Below are 14575 nucleotides of genomic sequence, written 5' to 3' on the forward strand. Positions count from 1 at the left end.
GGCCACGCTACCCGCTGAGGGCGGGGTCGTCGCCGTGTCGCTCCCTGCGGGATCGCGGCAGCCGACGCGGAGCGACGGCCGTGAGCTCCGCCGGGAACTCGAGCGGCGGCGGACCGAAGGCGCGCCGGGCTCCGACGATGACCCGTCGGCCGAGGATGTGGTTGCCGCCGCCGCCGATGACCGCACCGATGCCGAAGGGGAGTGCCCGCCCGAGGAGGGACGCGCTGCCCTGGGCGGCGAATCGACGGAGGAAGGCGCCCTTGAGGCGGTCGATGAGGGGACCGACCATCGCTCGCGGCAGCGACGTCGTGATCATCTGGCCCCAGTACGCATCGCGGGCCGGGCCGGTGCCGCTCACCTGGCGGGCGAATTGGCTCACCAAGTCGACACCCTCGCGACCCACCATGAGGGTCAGCACGAGTGCACGGGCTCGGTCGGGATCGTTGACGCGGATGCCGTGCACCTCCGCCAGGGACTGTGCGAACAGGGCTGTCGCCTCGAGGAATCCGACGGTCTCGGCACCGCTGAGCGCGAGCGTCACGCCCGTGCCGATGCCGGGCACGACGGCGGTGGCGCCGACGGCGGCACCGCCGGTCGTGACGGTGGCGAGGTAACGACGCTCGAGGATCCGGCCCATCTCGGCCGGGGTCGCTTCGGGATGCCGCGCGCGGATCGTCCGCAGGTGCGCGAGGACGGCTGGCCGCTGCACCGCGAGCACGCGGTCGAGCAGTCGGATCATCCACGGGTGCTCGGGAGAACCCTCCGGGGGGAGCCCGCCCGCCCAGGGCGCCCCGTCCGGAAGGGAGTGGATGCGGGGGACGTCACTCATGGTGGATCTCACGATGCGCCGGGACGCATCGTCCGCTGCCTCAGACGTAGAGGTTCGCCCGATCGAGGTCTTCCGCGAAGTCGACCTCGACGGCGTACAGGTCGGAGATGTCGAGGGGCCGCAGCTTCAGGCCGTTCTCGGCGATCGCGAGCTCGAGACCCCGCTCGAAGTAGTCCTGGTTGTCGACGTGGCCCAGCTGAGCGATGAGCGCCGGCTTGTCGGCGCGCGAGATGTAGTTGATCCCGACCGCTTCGCCGAGGCCGCCGACGACGGTCTTCGACAGCTCGGCGATGTTGCCGTCCGCGTCGACGGTGTACTTGACCTCTTCGTCGCTGACCTTCGAGGTGTTCACCGTCACGAAGGACTGGTCCGCCTCGATGAGCGCCAGGGCCCGGCCGAGCACACGCGGATCGAACACGACGTCGCCGTTCATCCAGAGGACACCCGACTTGCCCGTCGCCTTGAGGGCACGCAGCAGGCTCTTGGACGTGTTGGTCTGGTCGTAGCGGTCGTTGTAGACGTAGTCGACGTCGGGGAAGGCCTCGACGATGGTCTCGGCACGGTAGCCGACCACCGTGGTGATGTGGGCCTTGGGCCCGAATGCCGCGCGGATGTTGTCGTGCTGCTGCCCCATGATGCTGCGGCCGTCGCTCAGCGCGGTCAGCGGCTTGGGCAGGCTGCGGCCGAGGCGCGAGCCCATGCCGGCTGCGAGGATGACGATCTTGGTCACGGGGTGCTCCTGACGATGTGGTCACTGTCCGTACATCGGAAAGACACATCTTCGTGCCGCCCTCGATGCTATCGGTGTCACCTGAAAAGGGCCCGTATCCTGGCCCGACGTTGTGCATTCGTGATAGTGCGACCCCCTGTGGCGTGCGCCGGAAGTCGCACCGGTCGGGCTTGCTAGGTTTGAGGGGTGACGCCTCCCAAGACACGACCGCCCCGCAAGAAGGCTCCCGTGTCCGGCGCCGACAACCCGGTTCCGCCGCCTCCGCCCGTGCCCGTCGACGAGGTCGCGCAGGCCCTGCCGCCCAAGCCCGAGGTGCCGGCCGCCGTCGCCGCTGCGCGGTTCGAGGAGGCCTCTCGCGACCCGGGTGAGGCACCCGCCGAGCAGGACGACACGACGTCGGAGCCGGTGTCGGAGCAGGAGGTGCTGCCCGCGGCCGAACCCGAGCTCGAGGCTCAGCCCGAGGTCGAATACGAGTCTCCAGCCGAGACCGAGCCCGTCGCCGCATCCGAGCCTGAACCCGAAGTCGAACCCGAGGCCGGCGTCGAAACCGAGCCCGAGACCGAACTCGCGGCCGGCGTCGAAACCGAGCCCGAGACCGAACCCGAGATCGAATCCGAGCCCGACGTGGAAGCCGAGCCCGAGACCGTCCTCGAGCTCGAAACCGAGCCCGTGATGGAGCCCGAGGTTGAACCCGAAGTCGAGCCCGCGCCGGAGACCGAGCCGGTCCCGGCTGACGAGACCGCGACGGACGACGACACGGCGACCGACGCCGGCGCGCTCGAGACGGCGACGGCCGTCCTCGACCTCGACGGCGCCGAGGCGGGCCTCGACGCATCCGATCCCGCCCCGGCACTGCGACTGGAGAAGGTCTCGAAGTCGTTCGGTCGGACGCGGGCCGTCGACGCCGTCGACCTCGAGATCCCCGCCGGCACCTTCTACGGGCTGGTCGGGCCCAACGGTGCGGGAAAGACGACGACGCTGTCGATGATCGCCGGTTTGCTGCGGCCCGATGCCGGGACGATCGTCGTCGGCGGGGTCGACCTGCAGCGGGATCCCCGCGCGGCGAAGGCGCTGATGGGGGTCCTGCCCGACCGGCTGCGCACGTTCGACCGCCTCACCGGGCGGCAGTTGCTGCACTACTACGGCGTCCTGCGCGGGCTCCGCCCGGCCGTCGTCGCCGAGCGGACGGAAGACCTTGCCCGCGCCTTCGACCTGACCGCGGCGCTCGTGCGGCCGGTGTCGGACTACTCGGCGGGCATGACGAAGAAGATCATGCTCGCGGGCGCGATGATCCATGCTCCCCGCCTGCTCGTGCTGGACGAACCCTTCGAGGCGGTCGACCCCGTCTCGAGCGAGGTGATTCTCGAGATCCTCACGGCATACGTGGCGCGCGGTGGCACCGTCATCCTCTCGAGCCATGGCATGGAGCTCGTCGAGCGCGTCTGCGACGGCGTCGCCGTGATCGTCGCCGGCCAGGTGCTGGCCCATGGATCCGTCGACGAGGTCCGCGGCGATCACACCCTCGCGGAGCGCTTCGTCCAGCTGTCCGGCGGACTCAGCGACGTGGAAGGCCTCGAGTGGTTGCACACGTACTCCGACTGAGGCTCGCGCTGCTCGCGGGTTCGCTGAACGCCCGCCCCGGCGTGCTCGTCCGCCGCCTGGCCGCCTTCGGGATCCTCGCGGTCGCCGTGGCGGCGGTGTGCGTCGCGCTCGTCCGGCTCGACCGCGTTCCGGATGCGGATGCGGCGACGCTCGTCGTCGTGGGCGGATCGCTCATCGTCGGCGGCTTCCTCCTCGTACCGCTCTTCACGGGCGCCGACGATCCTCTCGACCCCCGGCGGTTCGTCGTGACGGGCGTCGAGCCTCGGATCGTCGCGTGGTCGGTGGTGGCGGCATCCCCCTTCGGACTGCCGGGACTGGTCACGATCGCGGTTGCGGTCGCGATGTCCGTGGCGTGGATCGGTCACGGGGCGTCACCCGCCCTCGCCGTCCTCGCCGCGGTGCTGTTCGTCGCCACCAACGTCCTCGCCGCGCGGTGCGCGATGGCCGTCTCCGTCCTCGCCCTCCGCGAGCGCAGGTCGCCGCAGCTCACGGGCCTGATGGTCACAGCGGCCGCGATCGTCGTCATCCCCGTGGCCGTGTTCGCCTTCTCGCTCGAGTGGTCCGGGGGTCTGCCCTCGCAGCTCGCTGAGGCGGCGCAGGTGCTGGGCGCGACGCCTCTCGGGGCAGCCGTCGCCATCCCGCTGCGCACCGGCGGCGACCTCGTCGTCTCGGTCCTCGTGGCCTTCGTGACCGTGCTCGCGCTGGCGGGTGCGTGGCGGCTGCTCGTCCAGATCATGATGAGCGCGACGGAGCGCGAGGTACCGGTGCGCGAGCGTCGCGGACTCGGCTGGTTCGCCGTCATGCCCGGCACCCCCGGCGGCGCGATCGCCGCGCGCAGCATCGTGTACTGGTCGGGCGACCCTCGGCACCTCGCCAACATCGTGGTCGTCCCCATCGCCTCCGTCCTCATCGTTCTGCCGCTCCTGGTGGTGGGCGTGCCGTTGTCGACCGTCGCGCTGATCCCGCCGCCGATCCTCGCGCTGTTCCTCGGCTGGCTCGTGCACAACGACCTCGCGTACGACTCGACCGGGATCTGGCTGCACATCTCCGCCGGTGTCCGCGGCGTCGCCGACCGGGTGGGGCGCCTCGTCCCCGTCCTGCTCCTCGGGGTGCCGCTCCTGGCGCTCGCCATCACCCTCTCGATCTGGGTCCACGGGCGGTGGGTGGTGCTCCCGGCCCTCGTCGGAGTCTGCGTCTCGCTCTTCGCGACGGGTCTCGGCCTCAGCTCTGTGGCGTCTGCGGCCGCGCCCTACGCGGTCTCGCGTCCCGGAGAAGGACCGTTCGAGCAGCCGCAGCGCACGGGCGGGTCGGTCGCTCAGGCGGCGGTCCTGTTCGGGGCGATCATCCTCTCCGTCCCCGCGCTGTGGGCGGGCTGGCTCGCGCTCGGCGGCGACGAGGGCGCCGCATGGACGTCCTTCTGGGCCGGCATGGGTGTGGGGGTGACCGTGATGGGGGTCGGGATCGCCGTCGGCGGGGCGGTCTTCGAGCGCCGCACGAGCCGCCTCATGGAGTTCGCCGAAACGCACTGACCCCCGTCCACGAGGGTCCCGCCGGCAGTACACTCGGGGGAATGAGCACGCCGATCGACAGCCCGGATCAGGGCGGCCTCGCCACACTCGACCGTGAGCTCGAGGAGCTCATCCGCGAGGAGTCCATCGAGCCGGGTGACCATGAGCGGTTCTCGCACTACGTCAAGAAGGACAAGATCCTCGAATCGGCGATCACCGGCAAGCCCGTCCGCGCGCTCTGCGGCAAGAAGTGGACGCCGGGGCGCGACCCCGAGAAGTTCCCGGTGTGCCCCACCTGCAAGGAGATCTACGCCTCGCTGACCTCGTAGACCGTCGGTAGCGCCGGATCGGCGCGGCTGAGAGCGAGGGCGGTGACGGGCAGCTCCTCCCGCACGCGCAGGTGATGCTCCCGTGCGGCGGCGACCCCCTCGGGTCCGAGGTGCGCGGCATCCGCTTCGCCGTGCTGGACCAGAGCGACCTGCAGCGGACGGGCGTCGGGGTGGGCGGCGGGCGTGTCGAGCTCGTCGAACCCGGCGGCCACGGCGACCACCTCGCCCGTCGCGACCCCGTCGACGCGGGTGCGGAACGCGGCCTTGCGTCCGCCGACGGACGCCTTCGACGTCGAGGCCTTCGCGACGGAGACCCATCCGCCGTCGGTGCCCTGCCGTGCGACGAGCTTGTAGACCATGCCCGCGGTCGGGGTACCCGATCCCGTCACGACCGAGGTCCCGACCCCGTAGGCGTCGACGGGGGATGCCGCCAGTGCCGCGATCGCGAACTCGTCGAGGTCGCTCGTCACGGTGATGCGGGTACCCGTGGCGCCGAGTTCGTCGAGCTGCGCGCGCACCGACGCGGCGACGGTCGGGAGGTCTCCCGAGTCGAGGCGCACGCCTCCGAGGCCCGTGCCCGCCACGCGGATCGCCGTCTCGACGCCCTGGCGGATGTCATAGGTGTCGACGAGGAGCGTCGTATCGGTGCCGAGCGCGTCGATCTGGCTGCGGAAGGCGTCCTCCTCGGTGTCGTGGAGCAGTGTCCACGCATGTGCGGCCGTCCCCATGGTCGGGATGCCCCAGGTGCGACCGGCCTCGAGGTTGCTCGTCGCTGAGAAGCCTGCGATGTAGGCGGCTCGCGCCGCGGCGACGGCGGAGCGCTCCGCCGCACGGCGTGACCCCATCTCGGCGAGCGGGCGGTCGCCGGCAGCGATGCTCATACGCGCCGCAGCGGTGGCGACGGCCGAATCGTGGTTGAGGATGCTGAGCGCGAGGGTCTCGAGGATCACGGCCTCGGCGAACGAGCCCTCGACCGTGAGGATCGGCGAGCCGGGGAAGTAGAGCTCTCCCTCGCGGTACCCGCTGATCGTCCCGCGGAAGCGGTAGTCCTCGAGGAAGCGGACGGTCTCGGCGCTCACGATGCGGTTGTCGCGGAGGAAGGCGAGCTCCGCCTCCTCGAACCGGAAGTCGGCGAGTTCGGCGAGCAGTCGCCCGGTTCCCGCGACCACGCCGAAGCGGCGTCCGCCCGGGAGGCGGCGGCCGAAGAGCTCGAACACGCAGCGGCGGTCGGCGGTGCCATCGCGCAGCGCGGCATCCAGCATCGTGAGCTCGTAGCGGTCGGTCAGCAGCGCCGTGGACATGCCCATGCCGTCACTCTAGCCACGCGCGAGTGGACCCCCGCGCGAGACTAGGCTGGACGATCGTGACGGACGCACCGATCGGGATCTTCGACTCCGGAGTGGGCGGCCTCACCGTCGCCCGCGCTGTCTCGCAGCTGCTGCCGCGGGAGTCGGTGCTCTACATCGGCGACACGGCGCACTCCCCGTACGGACCGAAACCGATCGCCGACGTGCGGCGCTACGGCCTCGAGGTGCTCGACGCCCTCGTCGACGAGGGCGTGAAGATGCTCGTGATCGCGTGCAACACCGCGTCGGCGGCACTCCTGCGCGACGCTCGGGAGCGGTACGACGTGCCCGTCGTCGAGGTCATCGGCCCCGCCGTGCGCACCGCCATCTCGACCACGCGCAACGGGCGGATCGGCGTCATCGGCACCGCGGGCACCATCGGCTCGGGCGTGTACCAGGACATGCTCGGCGTCAACGAGCGCCTGAGCGTCTTCGCCCAGGCTTGTCCGCGCTTCGTCGACTTCGTGGAGGCGGGGGTCACGGACACGCCCGACGTCCTGCGCGTCGCCGAGGAGTACCTCGCGCCGTTGCGTCACGCGGGGATCGACACCCTCGTGCTCGGCTGCACCCACTACCCGTTCCTCGAGGGCGCCATCAGCTACGTGATGGGCCCGGACGTGTCGCTCGTCTCGAGCGACACCGAGACCGCGAAGGACGTCTATCGTCAGCTCGTGTCGCGCGATCTGCTGGCTGGACCGGACGCGGAACCAACGCATGTCTACGAGGCGACGGGGGATTCCGCCGAGGACTTCCTCCGCCTCGCCGACCGGCTGATGGGACGCGGTGTGAGCAGTGTCCGCCTCGTCCAGACCGGTGCCATCGACCTACCGAAGGAGACCTCATGACCGAGACCACCCGTGCCGACGGCCGCGCCGTCGACCAGCTGCGCCCCGTCACCATCGAACGCGGCTGGAGCGCCCACGCCGAGGGGTCGGCCCTCATCTCCTTCGGGGGAACGAAGGTGCTGTGCACCGCATCCTTCACCAACGGCGTCCCGCGCTGGCTGACCGGCAAGGGCAAGGGGTGGGTCACCGCCGAGTACGCGATGCTGCCGCGCGCGACCAACTCCCGCAACGACCGCGAGTCCATCAAGGGCAAGGTCGGCGGCCGCACCCACGAGATCTCCCGGCTGATCGGTCGCGCGCTCCGCGCGGTCGTCGACACGAAGGCGCTCGGCGAGAACACGATCGTCATCGACTGCGACGTGCTCCAGGCTGACGGCGGCACCCGCACGGCGGCGATCACGGGCGCCTACGTCGCACTCGCGGACGCGATCGAGTGGGGCCGGGCCAAGGGGTTCGTCGGGAAGAACGCGAAGGCGCTCCTGGACTCGGTGGCGGCGGTCTCGGTCGGGATCATCGACGGTGAGCCCATGCTCGACCTCGCCTACGTCGAGGACGTGCGCGCCGAGACCGACATGAACGTCGTCGTCACCGGTCGCGGGTTGTTCGTCGAGGTGCAGGGTACCGCCGAGGGGGCGCCCTTCGACAAGCGGGAGCTCGACGCGCTGCTCGACCTCGGTGTGAACGGATGCGGCGACCTCCGCGACATCCAGCTCGCCGCCCTCGCGCAGGAGCGCGCGTGAGCCGTATCGTCCTGGCGACGCACAACGCGCACAAGGTCGAGGAGTTCGGTGCGATCGTCGCCGCGACGCGGCCCGACCTCGAGGTCGTCGGCTACGACGGACCCGAGCCCGTCGAGGACGGCGTGACGTTCGCCGAGAACGCGCTGATCAAGGCGCGCGCGGCGGCCGTCCACACGGGGCTCCCCGCGATGGCCGACGACTCCGGGATCAGCGTCGACGTGCTCGGCGGCTCGCCCGGTGTGTTCTCCGCCTACTGGGCCGGGCACCGCAAGGACGGCGTCGCGAACTACGAGCTGCTGCTCGATCAACTCTCCGACATCACCGACCCGCATCGGACGGCGCAGTTCGTGTCGACGGTCGCGCTCGTCGTCCCGGGCGGCGAGGAGCACGTGGTGACGGGGATCTGGCCGGGCCGGCTGGCGACGGCTCCCGCGGGTGGGAACGGGTTCGGGTACGACCCGGTGTTCCTGCCCGACGACGCGGAGGGGCGGACGGCCGCGCAGCTGTCGGCCGCGGAGAAGAACGCGACGTCGCATCGTGCCCGTGCATTCGAGGCGCTGGCGCCGCTCCTCGCCGCGCTCTGACCCACGCCCGCGCACACGGCTGAGCCTGAGAATCGGACTCATTCCCGAGTAGGCCGAACCGGGCGGGAGGGCGGCCGCCCCGCCCTACCCGCGAGGTATGCACGATCACGCGCCCACCGGCATCCGCGGCGGACATCCCCGCCGCTTGCTCGCTGTCTCGCTGGGCATCACCGCGACCGTGCTCGTCATCCAGCTCGTCGGCGCGATCCTCACGGGATCGCTCGCGCTCCTCGCGGACGCCGGGCACATGTTCACCGACAGCTCGGGTCTCGTGATCGCCCTCATCGCGGCGTCGGTGGCGGCGCGTCCCGCCGACGAACGCCAGACCTACGGCTACCAGCGGGCCGAGGTGTTCGGCGCGCTGCTCAACGCCGTCATCCTGGTCGTGCTGGGCGGATGGATCGCCGTCGAGGCGATCTCCCGACTCGTCGACCCCGCCGACGCCGAGGTGCAGGGGCTGCCGATGCTCGTGGTCGCGGTCATCGGCCTCGTCGCGAACGGCGTCTCGCTCTACGTCCTGAGCGCCGCTCAACGCACGAGCATCAACGTGCGCGGTGCCTACCTCGAGGTGCTGGGCGACCTCATCGGTTCCGTCGTCGTCATCCTCGCCGCCGGGGTCATCTGGCTGACGGGATGGATGCCGGCGGACGCCGTGGCCTCCCTCCTCATCGCCGCCCTCATCGTGCCCCGCGCCGTCGCCCTGCTGCGCGAGGTGTTCGCCGTGCTCGGGGAGCGCGCGCCGGCGGGGACGAAGGTCGCCGACATCCGGGATCACATCCTCGGCACCGAGGGCGTCGTCGACGTCCACGACGTCCATGTGTGGCAGCTCACCCGGGGCGCGCCGGTGTTCACGGCCCACGTCGTCGTCGCACCCGATCACTTCGCCGACGATCGCGCCGGCGCACTCCTGTCGCAGCTGCAGTCCTGCCTGTCCCGACATTTCGACGTGGCTCACTCCACGTTCCAGCTCGAACCCGCCGGTCACGTCGAACACGACGCCCACGCCTGACGCCGGTCAGTCCTCCATCCGGACCTGGTCCGGGGTCTTGTCGGGTCGCAGACCGCGCCAGCGGGCGTGGCGGAGGGTCCCGTTCGGCGTCGCCTCGGCGTACTCGACCTCGCCGACGAGCTCAGGGCGCACCCAGAGCGCATCGGATGCCTCTTCCCGGCCGACGTCGACGAACGGATTCTCGTCGGTGCGCAGCGGGGTGAGCGCGGCATCCAATCGTGCGAGGGTCGCGTCGCCGAAGCCGGAGCCGACCCGACCGACGTAGTGCAGCCCGTCGGGCGTCGGGATCCCCATCAGGAGCGACCCGATCCCCCCTGAGCGACCGCCCTTGCCCGGACGGATGCCGCCGATCACCACCTCCTGCATCAGGGTGAGCTTGACCTTGAGCCACTGGTCGCTGCGCTGGCCGCGTCGGTAGACCGACGACGGGTCCTTGACGACGACACCCTCCAGATCCATCGCGCGCGCCGTGGCGAGGGCGTCGGCGACGTCGTCCGCGATCGGGGGGAGGACGATCGGCTCGTGCGCATCGGCGGCGAGCCGTTCGAGGAGCTCCCTCCGCTGCGCGAGGGGCAGCGGCCCGGCATCCCTCCCGTCGATTTCGAGGACGTCGAATAGCAGGTACTGCACCGGGATCCGCCGCGCCTCGCGTTCGATCTCGGGCGTCTTCGTCAGGTGCATCCGGTGCTGCAGCAGGGAGAAGCTCGGTCGACCGCGTTCGTCGGAAGCGACGATCTCGCCGTCCACCACGCAGGAGGCGGGACCGAACGCCGCCGCCGCGGTCACCTCGGGGTAGCGCGCCGTGATGTCGGTGCCGCTACGGGCCCGCAGCCGCAACGTCTGTCCGTTCCAGATTCCGAGGGCACGTACGCCGTCCCACTTGAACTCGACCCAGGCTCCCCATCGCTCCGCCGCGCGGCGCGCCAGGGGAGGGGTGGAGGTCGTCGCGAGCATCGGCGACGGCGTCGGGAGGGGCGTGCCGGCGGAGGGCGGCGACGCGGATGTCGGAGGAGCGGATGCGGGGGGCGCGGCATCCGTCTTCATCCGGTGCAGCAGCCACTGCGACTTCTCGCCGTCGCCGCTCGTGCGGATGAGGGCGAGCCGCACCGAACCGAGCGGACCGCCCTCGCGACCGGTCGCGGTGAAGATCACCTCGTCGTCGCGCCACTTCTCCAGCGCGAAGGTGCCGCTGTCCCAGATCGACATCGACCCGGCACCGTACTCGCCCGCCGGGATCTCGCCCGCGAAGCCCAGGTACTCCATCGGGTGCGGCTCGGTCATGACCGCGAGGTGGTTCGTCGAGGGGGAGTCCGGGATGCCGCGCGGCACCGCCCAGCTGACGAGCACGCCGTCGCGTTCGAGACGCAGATCGTAGTGCAGGCGCCGGGCGTGGTGCTCCTGGATGACGAAGCGCGCGGAGCCGGCGGACGGTGCGCCGGCGGGGGAGTCCGGCACGGGCTCGGGCGTCTTCGCCGCGGAGCGCTTCGCGATGTACGAGGTGAGCGGCCCGGCATCCGTCGGCGCCAGCGCGGCGAACAGGTCGCCGACCTCGCCCAGCCGCTCGAGGACCTCGTCGAAGAGCAGGTGGCGCAGATCGGGGTCGTCGAGCTCGTCCCAGCTGCGCGGCGCGGCGACGGTCGGCCGGTCGCGGCCCCGCAGCGAGTACGGTGCGATCGTCGTCTTCTTGCCGTTGTTCTGGCTCCAGTCGAGGAACACCTTGCCGGGACGGGCGGCCTTTGACATCTGACTGACGACGAGGTCGGGGTGGTCGGCTTCGAGCAGGCGGGCGAGTTCTTTCGCGAAGGCGCTGATCTCGTCGCTCGTGCGGGATCCGTCGAGGGGGGCGTACAGGTGGATGCCCTTGCTGCCGCTCGTGACGGGCACCGGGTCCATCCCGAGGTCGATCAGGATCGCGCGCGCCCAGCGCGCGACCTCCGCGCACTCGGCGAGCCCCGCTCCCGGGCCCGGATCGAGGTCGAGGACAAGTCGGTCGGGGTTCCGTCGTCCCCCGGTGGCGTCGAAGCGCCATTGCGGGACGTGCAGTTCGATCGAGGCGACCTGCGCGAGGTAGACGAGAGTCGGGATCCCGTCGACGAGCGGGTAGTCCTTCGCGCCGGTCGAATGCTCGATGGGCCGCCGCGCGACCCAGGGCGGCGCCCCCGCTTCGAGGTGCTTCGCGAAGAACGAGCCCTCGCCGGTGCCGTCGGGCCAGCGGATGCGGGTGACCGGCCGATCGGCGAGGTGCGGCAGCATCGCCGGCGCGATGCGGGTGAGGTAGTCGATGACCTCGCCCTTGGTCGTCCCCGTCTCCGGGTACATGACCTTGTCGAGATTCGTCAGCCGCAGGCGGCGCCCGTCGACGACGACCTCCTGGGGTGGGGCTGGCATGGGCCCAGAGTAGTGCGCAAGCCCTGTCGCAACGTGCTGTGACGGGTGTCTACTGGTGTGATGCGAGCGATCTGGAAAGGCGCCCTCACCTTCGGCCTGGTGAACGTGCCCGTCAAGGTGTACTCCGCGACCGAGGACCACGACGTGTCCCTGCATCAGGTGCACGCGGCGGACGGCGGCCGCATCCGGTATCAGCGCATCTGCGAGATCGACGGCGAGGTCGTCCCGTATGCCGAGATCGACAAGGCGTACGACGACGGCGAGCGCACCGTCGTCCTGACCTCCGACGATTTCGCGGCCCTGCCGAGCGAGCGCAGCCGCGAGATCGAAGTCGTCGAGTTCGTGCCGACCGAGCAGATCGACCTGCTGACGCTCGACAAGGCGTACTACCTCGAGCCCGACTCGAAGAGCCCCAAGGCCTACGTCCTGCTGCGGCAGACGCTGGAGCAGACCGACCGCACCGCCATCGTCCGGTTCGCGCTGCGGCAGAAGACGCGGCTGGCGGCGCTCCGCGTGCGCGGCGACGTGCTCGTGCTGCAGACGCTCCTGTGGGCGGACGAGGTGCGTGAGGCGTCGTTCCCAGTGCTCGACGAGTCGGTGAAGATCTCGAGCAAGGAGCTGGAGCTCTCGGCATCCCTCGTCGACAGCTTCTCGAGCGACTTCGACCCGACCGAGTTCACCGACGAGTACCAGCAGGAGCTGCGGACCCTCATCGAGGCGAAGCTCGAGAAGGGCGACGCGTTCGACACCGCCGAGACCTTCGGCGAGAAGACGGATGCCTCCGGCGGAGAGGTCATCGACCTGATGGAGGCGCTGCGGGCGAGCGTCGAGAAGAGCCGCGCCGCGCGCGCTGGCAGCGGGAAGACGGACGCTGGGAAGAAAGACGCCGCCGCCGACACGAAGCCGGCGGCGGCGAAGAAGAAGCCCGCGAAGAAGAAGGCCTCCTGATCAGGAGCGGCGGCTCTCCCCGTCGGGGCGCTCGTCGAACGCCTCGGGCTCGAGGACGAGCTGCTGCGCCTCGGCCTGGTCGGTGACGCCGTCGGGTCCGGCGGCCATCTCGCGCTTGACCTTGCGCTTCTCGGCGAAGTAGTGCCACACAATGAAGATGATGGTGCCGGCCACCGCCACCAGCAGGATGACGTCGATGTACTCGGCGACGAACTCGCCGACGCCCGGGATGAGGCTCACGAGGTAACCGACGACCGTCAGACCGAAGCCCCAGATCACGGCGCCGATCAGGTTGTAGAGCGAGTACTTGTGCCATGCCATCTTGCCGACGCCGGCGGCGACCGGGGCGAAGGTGCGCACGATCGGCACGAAACGGGCGAGGATGACCGTCACGCCGCCGTAGCGCTCGAAGAACGCATTCGTCCGCTCGACGTTGCTGCGACTGAAGAGGCCGGACTCCTTGCGTTCGAACACGGCGGGTCCGCCCTTGCGACCGATCAGGTATCCGACCTCACCGCCGAGGAACGCCGCGAGACCGATCAGCAGGCCGACCACCCAGACGTTGATCCCGAAGACGCCGTTCGGGGCGTGGGTGACCGGGTTCGACAGCAGGCCCGCCATGATCAGCAGGGTGTCACCCGGCAGCAGGAAGCCGACGAGCAGGCCGGTCTCGGCGAAGACGATGAAGCAGACCACGACGAGGGCCCACGGGCCGGCCGCGTTGATGATGGTCTCGGGATCGAGCCAGGGAAGCAGTGCGAAGGGGTGCACGGAGGTCCTTCGATTCGCGGCGGTGGGCCCGCCGACGGACGGGCGCAAGGTGTGAGGCACGCGGGTGCCTCGTGCGGAAGGGGGGACTTGAACCCCCACGCCCGAAGGCACAGGAACCTAAATCCTGCGTGTCTGCCGATTTCACCACTCCCGCTGGTGCGTTCAGTCTAGGGCGCGCGGTGGGAGACGACTGAGAGGGATATCCCGAGGATCGCGCGGCGATGCCGACCTGGTCAGGTATGCGCGGGATCGTCCAGGAGCGGCGCCCGGAAGTTGGCGCCGACGTGCGGCCCCTGCGCGAAGTAGTGGCGGAACCCGTAGTACAGCGGTCGCCACGCGTCGGTGTCCACGCGGTCCTGCCCCGCCCGCAGGATCCCTTCGTGCGCGTGGACCTGCAGGACCTGCGCCTCCACGGCGACGGCGTCGCCACCGTCGACGCCGACGATCTGCGCCACACGAGCCTCGATCTGCACCGGGCACTCGGCCACACGTGCCGCCGTCACCGCGTCCGACGGGAGGGGGGTGAGACCCCCGAGGGTCCACTTGTCGGGCTCGTGGCGGTAGGCGGGTCTCTTGGCCTCGGGCACCGGGTTCCGCCCCGTCGTCGGCGCGATCGCCTCGACCGCGCCGACGAGGTCGGATGACGGCAGGTTGATCACGAGTTCGCCGACGCGTCGGAGGTTGGCGACCGCCTGGCCGTCGGCGCCGAGCCCCAGCATGTAGCGGTCGCCCAGCGCCCAGGCGGAGGAGATCGGGCTGATGTTCGAGGACCCGTCGGGATTCACCGTGGTGATCAACGCGACCGGGGTCCCGAAGTACAGCACGGGCAGTTCGACACGTCGCGTTTCGTCCATCCTTCGATTCTCGCCTTCCGCCGACAGGACGTCCGCAGTCCACCTGGAGCCGGTGGCGTGTGGATAACTCCCGCGCCGGGCGGGGTCGGGTT

At 70.7% G+C, this 14575-nt stretch carries 14 protein-coding genes and 1 tRNA gene; 8 read left to right on the top strand and 7 right to left on the bottom strand.

Features of this window, described 5'->3' with window-relative positions; translation table 11 throughout:
* Window positions 1-7 precede the first annotated feature (7 nt).
* Both ACPEH2_RS03395 and ACPEH2_RS03400 read right to left on the bottom strand, forming a co-directional pair.
* Entirely contained in the window at window positions 8-829 is an 822-nt protein-coding gene (locus ACPEH2_RS03395; protein WP_311283924.1) for a hypothetical protein, read from the bottom strand.
* A gap of 40 nt (window positions 830-869) precedes the next feature.
* On the bottom strand, window positions 870-1559 hold the full coding sequence (locus tag ACPEH2_RS03400) for an NTP transferase domain-containing protein (RefSeq protein ID WP_082886078.1): 690 nt from the start codon (window positions 1557-1559) through the stop codon (window positions 870-872).
* A 186-nt stretch (window positions 1560-1745) separates the two neighbouring features.
* Here ACPEH2_RS03400 and ACPEH2_RS03405 point away from each other — a divergent pair, with 186 nt between their 5' ends.
* Genes ACPEH2_RS03405 through ACPEH2_RS03415 form a run of 3 tightly spaced genes read left to right on the top strand, consistent with a single transcriptional unit; the run spans window position 1746 to window position 4998 of the window.
* Window positions 1746-3161 carry an ATP-binding cassette domain-containing protein gene (locus tag ACPEH2_RS03405; RefSeq protein WP_359917535.1) on the top strand — a complete coding sequence of 472 codons (1416 nt, stop codon included), beginning with the start codon at window positions 1746-1748 and terminating at the stop codon, window positions 3159-3161.
* On the top strand, window positions 3137-4690 hold the full coding sequence (locus ACPEH2_RS03410) for a hypothetical protein (RefSeq protein ID WP_359917537.1): 1554 nt from the start codon (window positions 3137-3139) through the stop codon (window positions 4688-4690). The genes ACPEH2_RS03405 and ACPEH2_RS03410 overlap by 25 nt, the downstream gene beginning before the upstream one ends.
* A 41-nt stretch (window positions 4691-4731) precedes the next feature.
* The gene (locus tag ACPEH2_RS03415) at window positions 4732-4998 is read left to right on the top strand and encodes a DUF3039 domain-containing protein (protein WP_064001855.1); all 267 of its coding nucleotides are present in this window, start codon (window positions 4732-4734) and stop codon (window positions 4996-4998) included.
* Here the strand turns inward: ACPEH2_RS03415 and ACPEH2_RS03420 are convergent.
* A complete protein-coding gene (locus ACPEH2_RS03420; protein ID WP_359917539.1) occupies window positions 4977-6305 on the bottom strand; it encodes a nicotinate phosphoribosyltransferase in 1329 nt (442 codons plus the stop codon). The genes ACPEH2_RS03415 and ACPEH2_RS03420 overlap by 22 nt on opposite strands.
* Window positions 6306-6361: 56 nt before the next feature.
* Here ACPEH2_RS03420 and murI point away from each other — a divergent pair, with 56 nt between their 5' ends.
* The 4 genes from murI to ACPEH2_RS03440 all read left to right on the top strand — a co-directional run bounded on the left by murI (window position 6362) and on the right by ACPEH2_RS03440 (window position 9522).
* A complete protein-coding gene (gene murI / locus ACPEH2_RS03425; protein ID WP_064001857.1) occupies window positions 6362-7189 on the top strand; it encodes a glutamate racemase in 828 nt (275 codons plus the stop codon).
* Window positions 7186-7929, top strand: coding sequence for a ribonuclease PH (rph, locus tag ACPEH2_RS03430; protein ID WP_064001858.1), 744 nt, complete (start codon window positions 7186-7188; stop codon window positions 7927-7929). The genes murI and rph overlap by 4 nt, the downstream gene beginning before the upstream one ends.
* A complete protein-coding gene (rdgB, locus tag ACPEH2_RS03435; protein WP_217530173.1) occupies window positions 7875-8513 on the top strand; it encodes an RdgB/HAM1 family non-canonical purine NTP pyrophosphatase in 639 nt (212 codons plus the stop codon). Before rph ends, rdgB begins: the two co-directional genes overlap by 55 nt.
* A gap of 97 nt (window positions 8514-8610) precedes the next feature.
* Complete coding sequence (locus ACPEH2_RS03440; protein WP_359917544.1) at window positions 8611-9522, top strand: cation diffusion facilitator family transporter; 912 nt, start codon at window positions 8611-8613, stop codon at window positions 9520-9522.
* Between the two features lie 6 nt (window positions 9523-9528).
* Here the strand turns inward: ACPEH2_RS03440 and ACPEH2_RS03445 are convergent, their stop codons facing one another.
* Window positions 9529-11910, bottom strand: coding sequence for an ATP-dependent DNA ligase (locus ACPEH2_RS03445; protein ID WP_359917547.1), 2382 nt, complete (start codon window positions 11908-11910; stop codon window positions 9529-9531).
* Window positions 11911-11970: 60 nt separating this feature from the next.
* Here ACPEH2_RS03445 and ACPEH2_RS03450 point away from each other — a divergent pair, with 60 nt between their 5' ends.
* Complete coding sequence (locus ACPEH2_RS03450; protein ID WP_359917550.1) at window positions 11971-12858, top strand: Ku protein; 888 nt, start codon at window positions 11971-11973, stop codon at window positions 12856-12858.
* Here ACPEH2_RS03450 and ACPEH2_RS03455 read toward each other — a convergent pair whose 3' ends face one another.
* The 3 genes from ACPEH2_RS03455 to ACPEH2_RS03465 all read right to left on the bottom strand — a co-directional run bounded on the left by ACPEH2_RS03455 (window position 12859) and on the right by ACPEH2_RS03465 (window position 14483).
* Complete coding sequence (locus ACPEH2_RS03455; RefSeq protein ID WP_217530546.1) at window positions 12859-13629, bottom strand: DedA family protein; 771 nt, start codon at window positions 13627-13629, stop codon at window positions 12859-12861.
* Window positions 13630-13701: 72 nt separating this feature from the next.
* Window positions 13702-13783 (bottom strand) — tRNA-Leu (locus ACPEH2_RS03460).
* Between the two features lie 79 nt (window positions 13784-13862).
* Window positions 13863-14483, bottom strand: coding sequence for a flavin reductase family protein (locus tag ACPEH2_RS03465; protein WP_359917553.1), 621 nt, complete (start codon window positions 14481-14483; stop codon window positions 13863-13865).
* Window positions 14484-14575: the final 92 nt, after the last annotated feature.

It is taken from the genome of Microbacterium sp. NPDC064942, assembly GCF_049545525.1.
GTDB classification, from domain to species: Bacteria; Actinomycetota; Actinomycetes; order Actinomycetales; family Microbacteriaceae; genus Microbacterium; species Microbacterium gawkjiense.